We start from the raw sequence: 7,194 nt of genomic DNA on the forward strand, positions 1-7,194 counted from the left end.
AGATTTTCGCGGGCGCAGCGTCCTTGCTTGCCCGGCATGTAGGTGGGTGCGCCTTGCCGTTCGGCCATCCGGCCGGACTGCCCGAAGGGCTTAGCGCGGGGTTGTGCTTCGCCCAGCCTGCGCAGACTGTTTGAAGCCCCGGTGTTTGAACCGTTCATTTATATTTTCGGTAAACGAAACAAAAACATAAGGGCTGCGGAAATTTTTTTCGGAAATATTTTGCGGGGCGGGGCTGTCGGGGGATAATCAATAAGACCGTATCAGTTCATGATTTGACATAAATCCGAACGTCGCCGGGTTACCGCCGGAAACACTGGGTTGCCCGTCATCCCCACCGCTCGAGCTGCTTTTCACCGGGCTGCCGGCCGCGTCCAGCGTCACCGTCAGCACCAGATCCGCATACTGCTCCGCGGAGATAACGACCGTGTTGACGGCATTGGTTCTGAAGCCACTTGTCGCCACCGCCACATACCGGTCTGTCGCTCCCATACTGTAATCACTTCTGCCGCAGGGCACGCTGTTAACTGCCACGCCGGAAATCGCATTGATCCAACTCTCCAACGCGCTTTGATCGGCCGCGCCAGCCGCCGTAAAGGTAAACTGATAGCGGTCGCCAAACAGCTGCTTTGTACATACGACCGTATGCGCAGGCACCGCAGCGGCCGCCGCTGGTGGAAGCGGGTCGGCCTCAGCCACCGAGAAGGTAACGCGCAGCTCGTCATAATGCGCTGCGCGCAGCACGACCGTGTACGAATCTGCCGTCCGGAAGCATCCGCCCTTCAGCGTGATCGACCGCTTATCGCCGCTCACCTCATAATAGTCGTTTGCCGCCGAGCCGCCCTGTCCCGCGGTCAGAACCTGCCGATCATTGAGTGTCACGCTTTGCAGGCCATTCAGGAAATCGCCCGCCGAGCCGGTGATGCTGAGCACAATGTCGCTGCCCGCCTTGCGCGCGCGCTGCTCGGTTGTAACCGTAAGCGACAGTCCCTGCTCAATCGCCTTTTCATAGGCCACACCCAGCACCAGACGCTTATAGCCCGTCGCCTTGATCTCGATACGGTTCTCGCCGAGCGTCAGCGCCTCCTTGCCGATCATCAGCTTGCCGCCCTCGGTCGAATACCGGTCTGTCGGCAGCGGCTGCCAATCGCTATTGACATGGATCGCCGTAATACTGCGCAAATAATCTTCCCAATTTTCGCCGTCGCCGACCAGCACTGCGTCACTGCCCTCGGGCACGCGCTGCGCGCCGCTGTCCAGCGCCAACGCAGGCGGCGTCAAGCCGGTATGGCCGCCGTTATGCTGCACTGCACCCAGCAGGTTGTCCTCCAACACCTCCCTGACCGCATAGGGGCGGTTCGGCGTAACGGATGCCTTGTCGGACGCCGCATAATCGGCAAAGGTCAGATACCGGCCTTCGAGCCGCGCGTCACTGACCGCAGTGTAATAGCCGGTCCAATCATAATAGACCGCTCCGCGCGCGTCAAACACGGCGTCGACGATCACATCGCTCTGCCAGCGTTTGGCTATGCCGGCCGCCGCCGCGCAGTCAACACCGATGTCATTTAAAATCAATGCATTGGTCAGCAGATCGGCGTTAAACAGCAGGTCGACCGTCATGCTCGTTCCGCTGCCGCCGCTGCCGCTCTCCCCACTGCCTGTGCTGCCGCCGGTCGTCGCGCGCGAGACCGCGTCGACCCGCAGGATATCCTGATACAGCGTGGCCGTGCTGCCGGTAACGGTGAACGACTTGCTCATCGGCTGAAAGCCGTTTGAATAGGCAGTCACTGTGTAAACGCCCTGCTGGGGCGTGTTGTTGTTCACATCGTTGTAAAGCACGAAGGTATCACCGATCAGATACCAATCATCCAGCTTGACAAGCTCCCTCGTCTCGCCCGACGGATCGGTCAGTGTGACGCACTCTATCGGCATCGTCACTCCGTATACCATGCCGGAAACCTTGAAGTGAACATTCTTGCCCGGCATGATCGCACCGCTTTCCTTGAGCTGCATGGACGGCACGGTTTCATTGACCACATGGATGGACACCAGCGCGGTATCGCTTCCCGCCACCGATACATAATAACGGCCGTTTGAATAGAAATTGCTCTGCGGCAGCGGGATAGTCAGCCTGCCTACTGTGTTCTTGCCATGTGCCACACCGCTTTCCTTGGTATAGCTCAGCTTGTCGTTGATCAAAGCCAGCCGTTCATCGTATTGCAGCAGCCGCAGCGCACCGGTCTCCGCAATGCTATCAAACCACGCCTTTTCTGCGTCGGTATTGTAGTTGAACAGGATCTCGACCTCGCCGGATACACCATAGCTGTTATCCGCCGGCTTCAGTACCGCATCCGGTGAATAGCTCCTGTGCGCCGCAGTGCTTGTACCGTCCAGCGCAAAGGTAGTTCTCGCAGGACTGACACGCGGTTGACCGCTCGCATCATAGTTTGTCAGATGATAGTCCCACACGCTTGCCGTGCCATGTGCTAAAAGGTATGCAGGCGCGGTAGGCGCCGCCGCGACGGCCGGCCGCGCCGGGTTGGGGTTGTTGCTGAGTATTACGGTCTGTGTCTGAGCGGGGTCGCTCTTGCTGTGCACCGTCAGTTTGGCCGGGTCTATGCCGGTGACCTCCCACTTGGCAATGCTGCCGTCTGTGGTAACGTTTTGCAACGCTGCGGTCACGTCCACGCCGTCCACAGTGACTGTGCAGCTTTCCTTGCTGTAACCCTCCGCAAACGTGATGGCAACATACTCGATCCAGCCGAGCTTGACCAGCTTGGTCTGCTTTTCGTCGACCAGCGTCGCAGCTGCCGCCGTCACCGAAGACGAGCCGCCCGACGATGCGCTGCCGCCCGACGAGCCGGAGGACGAGCTGCCGCCCGATGACCCCTTCGAGGGCAAACCGCCCCCCGCAGAGGAACCCACGGGTGCGTTACCTCCCGGTACGGGTGCCTCCGCTGTCAAAGCACTGTTTGCCGGCTCTGCCGCACCACTGCTGTTGATCTGCGCGTTGAACGAGCGGCTCAGCGCGCTGACGCCCTCCGCGCGGGTCAACGCCTTTCTCGGCTGTAGCTGTCCATTTGCATTGCCGGTAATATAGCCGGCCTGCACCAAGGCAGCCAGCGCGCCCTTAGCATAGGCCGATATTTCTCCCACATCGCTGAATTTGTCCAGCAGCGCAGGGTCTGCCTCCTGCAAGCCGAGGACACGCGCAATCATCACAAGTGCTTGCTCCCGTGTCACGGGTTCTTCCGGTGACATCGTATCAGCCGAAGTGCCCCTCATATAACCCGCTGCCAGCGCTTTGGCCATATCCGCGCGATACCACGCATCCGCGGGAACATCCGTGCAGCGGGCAATATCGTCGCTCTCCGTTTGGTAGTCCATGATGCGGTTCAGCGTCGCAGCAAGCTGCGCACGACTCATCATACCGTCAGGCATATAGTCGCCGTTCCCATCACCGCTAAAATAACCCTTTTCAATAAATTGCTTCAGTGCATTCTCCGCCCAGTGGCCGCTGATTCCGTCTGTCGCAGCAGCGCCAGAGACCATGCTGAGCACCATGCCGGCCGTAACCACTACGCCCAGCATCCTGCCTTTTATTGTCATGTCTTTCCTCCCTTTTGTTAATTAGCATTTGCTAACCCATACTTCTGAGCACGCAGCTTCCGCCGCAAAACCACCCGTTGTCTATTCTCACCGCTGTTTACCACCCTCTTCTCAGCATTCTACATGTCATCCACACCGACAAGCACGCAAGTTATCTGACGCTAACCCACACTGACAGTTTGAGCCATCCAGTCGACTTTACCACTTGGCCAAGCCGCGTCCCAGGTCGCGGCAGGCTTCCTGTCCATCCGCGTCCGGCGTCTCCTGTAAAATCAAACCCTCTTCGTCATAAAGAGTGGCCAAGCTGCATCGCTGGCACCAGTCACGCATCCACTGCCCATCTCCCCAACCGTAAGAGCCGAACAGCGCGATGCGCTTGCCGCCCAAGGAACCCTCCACACCGGCAAACATCGGCTCAAACTCACCTTCCTCCAGCACTTCCGTGCCCATCGAGGGACAGCCGAAGGCAACGGCGCTGTATTCGTGAAAGCGGTCGGCGGAAAACTCGCCCGGTGCCATCAGGACGGCTTCACCCCCGGCCTCCCGCACACCCTCCGCAATGCAGTTTGCCATCAGCTCCGTATTACCAGTGCCGCTCCAATACACGATTGCAATTTTGTTCATCATTCTCTTTCCTTTCATATAAAAAGTGGTATTATACAGCTCAATGAGCCGGATAATCGAAGTGCATCCGGTGCGCGGCAGCCACCGCGCGCACCGGCTGAAGCAAGGCCGCAGATATGCGGCAGATTTTAGTTAGCTCAAGCTAACTCATGCTGTTACTATATCAAAAGACCAAGGCGTTGTCAAGACCTGCCTGCCGCATTTATTAAACAGGCTGCGGCAGCAAGCTCGATCCCGGCCAAAAGACCGCGGGCATTCCCTATGCCTGCCACCCCCTTCTGGGTCTCGTGCGCCCGTAGTAGGTTTAGCACACACTTCCACTGTGGTTCCAATGAGTGCGCAGAAAATGGTACCGTGCTTTACCTGAATGCAATCGCACGGATATTTGTACACATTCTCTCGCGGACAAGCTCTTTGTCAAATTCTATGAAGCCACGGGCGTGAGACCGAACGCTCTTGCACATTCGGCGGCTCTCGGAGAGTGTTCTCCGTCTGCTGTGCCGCCTCCACCTGCTCCTTGGGGGTCTGTTGCTCATCCGACAGCGTCTGCATTTTGGCGTTGGGTTCTGCGTTATTCATGTTCTCCAGCAGACAATCTAACAACTCGTTCTGCTCACGGCCGTTCTCCTGTATCCGTCTTTTCATGCTCATCAGGGATGTGTCGGTGGCGGCAAGCCCGGTCTGGCGTTTTCCGCCAGCTGCTGAACCGCGGGGCAAATCTTCTGCTCAACGGCTGCGAACCCGTTTATGGCGGCTAAAATCGCCATGTGCAGCTTTTCTTCATCCAATCTTGGAGAGTGGTGGCAGTACTATGTGCCGTATTCCATCCGTAACACGCACCGCCAGACGATTCGCTTTTGCCGTTTTGCCTCCATGTCACCCGCTTGTAGGGGGCACCGCACTCGCCGCAGACCAGAAGCGCCGTCAGCACGTACTTCCCGGCATATTTACCCGGCTCAGTTTTCCGTGCTTCTGCATGACCTTTCTGTTGCTAGCACGTCGGCTCATTTCGTTCTTCGCCTTGTCATAGATGTCTCTGGGAATGATGGCAGGGTGATTGTTCTCTGCATAGTACATCGGACGTTCGCCCTGATTCTTTTTCACCTTCTTGCTGCTGCAGTTGGTGATGTCGGTCTTTTACAGCAGGGCGTCACCGATGTATTTCTCACTGGTGAGGATGTTTCTGGGCACTGCATGAGACCATGGCACAATGCTTCTAATCTGGCTATGCCGCCATGAAAAACTCCAAGTTTATCGGTCATACCATCCGTAAAGTTCAATCAAGCAGCCTTTATGTCCCAATTAACAAATATGTTCTCCCCGACATGCATAAAAAACGTATTTCGGGCAGCGAATGCCGTAGTCCCCAGAGCCAGGACCATGCCCAGCAGCATCACCAGGGTGAACAGGACGCTCAGGAATTTTGTACGTTTTTTCATCGGGTTTTTGGTCTGTTTCAAATCGTGCTTTCAGATCAGTAGATCTCCCGGAGCAGGAGCGAACCGTCCTCGCCGCTGATCTCGACCGCAAAGTGGTGCGTCATCCCGTCCCCGGATTCATCCACATAGGAAATGCCGTAGGCGGGTATGTCGCCGGGAAAGGCCATACGCACCACCAGGGGCTGCTCCGGCGTCAGACGCTCCAGCGAATAGACCGGCTCGGCAGCATAGGAGAAAGTCCCATCATCATACACCTCCCGGATGGTCAGCCGTATCAGCTCAAAATCCGTCACGGCGCGCCCGGCTGCGAAAAGGACGTCTGCGGCGTATTCTCCGTCATCGGCAGCAAATTCCTCGTAACCGGCGATTCCCGGCAGCTGAAGCTCGGCCCACTGTACGCGCACCGGCCCTCCGGCTGTATGCTCTGCCGCATAGCTGGAAAAGGGTGTCAGCGGCAGAGCATGGTGGGGCGGCTCCCACGCCCAGAATCCCTCTGGGGACAGCTCCGTCTCCTTGGACACTGCGATATCCCAGCTGCCGGTGGTGTTGTAATAGACGCGGATATCCGAAACGTCCCCATCCACGGCATGGATGAAGTAGAACTCCTCGCAAGTAAGCGCCGTCCCGTCTCTGGTGAGGGTATAGAACCCCCGGCCGGTCTCTGACGCGCTGCTGGAGCCGTAGTAGAAAAAGCGGCCGTCCCCCAGATAGGAATAGCTGCTGCGGTACCAGCCCTCAAAGACGAACTGTGGCTGGCCGTCCACCAGGGTATAGACCGCATTGACCTGCCCACCGTGCTCTGGCAGGGTACCCACCACCAGCTCCGGAACCCCGTCGCCGCTGATATCCTCAATGGTATAGCCCAGTGCGTCCAGCGCCTTGTCCTCCATGGCTCTGGCCGCCTCGATGACGCCGAACTCCCCGTATGCGGCGATGTCCTCAAAGCCGTAGGGATCGGACACCAAGGTGTAAAAACGCTCCACAAGGGCAGCGTAGGGCTGGCCGGACTCCGAAGGCTGATCGTCCGGAAGCCGAGGCTCCGATGTGCCTTCGACGGGTGGCTCCGACTCGGCGATAGGCCGGCTGGACTCCGATGGAGCAGCGCAGGCCGTCATGGCCGTCAGCAGCATAGCTGCCAGCAGCAAGGCAAAAACCAATCGCTTTTGTTCTCTGTTCATGTCTCTCTCCTCTCGTCTCCTCAGCCAAAGGTCTGTCCGAGAGCCGTGGTGTCTCCCGTCCGCTCCCCGATGAAGGGCGTGCCGCCCAGTTCCGTGAGGTGCAGCGTGTATGTGGAACTATTTTCGCTGTAATCATACTCCATATCCAGCGCAATCACACCTGTGAGACCGGGTCCGTTGCTGTAATCCCCCCATGACCGGTAAGCATACTTTCAGAGAGAATCGTGTCAGCGCTGGACAAACTCCAGCTCAGCGAAGTGACCATCGGTATGGAGGCAACCTCCATCTATGGTGACAGTCTGGTTTACGCCCTCCGGGAGGATGGCTCCTTGGGCCGTTACCAGCGC

Annotated in this window: 7 protein-coding genes; all 7 read right to left on the bottom strand. The window is 58.0% G+C overall.

Annotation, left to right across the window (positions count from 1 at the left end; genetic code table 11):
- Positions 1-246: 246 nt before the first annotated feature.
- Positions 247-3,606, bottom strand: a complete 3,360-nt coding sequence (locus MR935_RS07535) for a hemoblobin-interacting domain-containing protein (protein WP_290572412.1) — start codon at positions 3,604-3,606, stop codon at positions 247-249.
- A 198-nt stretch (positions 3,607-3,804) separates the two neighbouring features.
- Positions 3,805-4,230, bottom strand: a complete 426-nt coding sequence (locus tag MR935_RS07540; RefSeq protein ID WP_290572414.1) for a flavodoxin domain-containing protein — start codon at positions 4,228-4,230, stop codon at positions 3,805-3,807.
- Positions 4,231-4,647: 417 nt separating this feature from the next.
- Positions 4,648-4,875, bottom strand: coding sequence for a hypothetical protein (locus tag MR935_RS07545; RefSeq protein WP_290572416.1), 228 nt, complete (start codon positions 4,873-4,875; stop codon positions 4,648-4,650).
- A 279-nt stretch (positions 4,876-5,154) separates the two neighbouring features.
- On the bottom strand, positions 5,155-5,307 hold the full coding sequence (locus tag MR935_RS10805) for a hypothetical protein (protein ID WP_331670825.1): 153 nt from the start codon (positions 5,305-5,307) through the stop codon (positions 5,155-5,157).
- Positions 5,308-5,510: 203 nt separating this feature from the next.
- A complete protein-coding gene (locus tag MR935_RS07550) occupies positions 5,511-5,690 on the bottom strand; it encodes a hypothetical protein (protein ID WP_290572418.1) in 180 nt (59 codons plus the stop codon).
- 14 nt (positions 5,691-5,704) lie between these two features.
- Complete coding sequence (locus MR935_RS07555) at positions 5,705-6,847, bottom strand: hypothetical protein (protein ID WP_290572420.1); 1,143 nt, start codon at positions 6,845-6,847, stop codon at positions 5,705-5,707.
- Between the two features lie 20 nt (positions 6,848-6,867).
- On the bottom strand, positions 6,868-6,990 hold the full coding sequence (locus MR935_RS07560; protein WP_290572422.1) for a hypothetical protein: 123 nt from the start codon (positions 6,988-6,990) through the stop codon (positions 6,868-6,870).
- Positions 6,991-7,194 lie beyond the last annotated feature (204 nt).

Origin of the sequence: Agathobaculum sp., from assembly GCF_022775115.1 — a bacterium.
In the GTDB taxonomy this organism is placed as follows: Bacteria; Bacillota; Clostridia; order Oscillospirales; family Butyricicoccaceae; genus Agathobaculum.

Coding starts and splice junctions, on each gene's coding strand:
- MR935_RS07535 (WP_290572412.1), bottom strand. CDS start 3,606: ATGACAATAAAAGGCAGGATGCTGGGCGTAGTGGTTACGGCCGGCATG.
- MR935_RS07540 (WP_290572414.1), bottom strand. CDS start 4,230: ATGAACAAAATTGCAATCGTGTATTGGAGCGGCACTGGTAATACGGAG.
- MR935_RS07545 (WP_290572416.1), bottom strand. CDS start 4,875: ATGAAAAGACGGATACAGGAGAACGGCCGTGAGCAGAACGAGTTGTTA.
- MR935_RS07560 (WP_290572422.1), bottom strand. CDS start 6,990: ATGGAGTATGATTACAGCGAAAATAGTTCCACATACACGCTGCACCTC.
- MR935_RS07555 (WP_290572420.1), bottom strand. CDS start 6,847: ATGAACAGAGAACAAAAGCGATTGGTTTTTGCCTTGCTGCTGGCAGCT.
- MR935_RS10805 (WP_331670825.1), bottom strand. CDS start 5,307: ATGTACTATGCAGAGAACAATCACCCTGCCATCATTCCCAGAGACATC.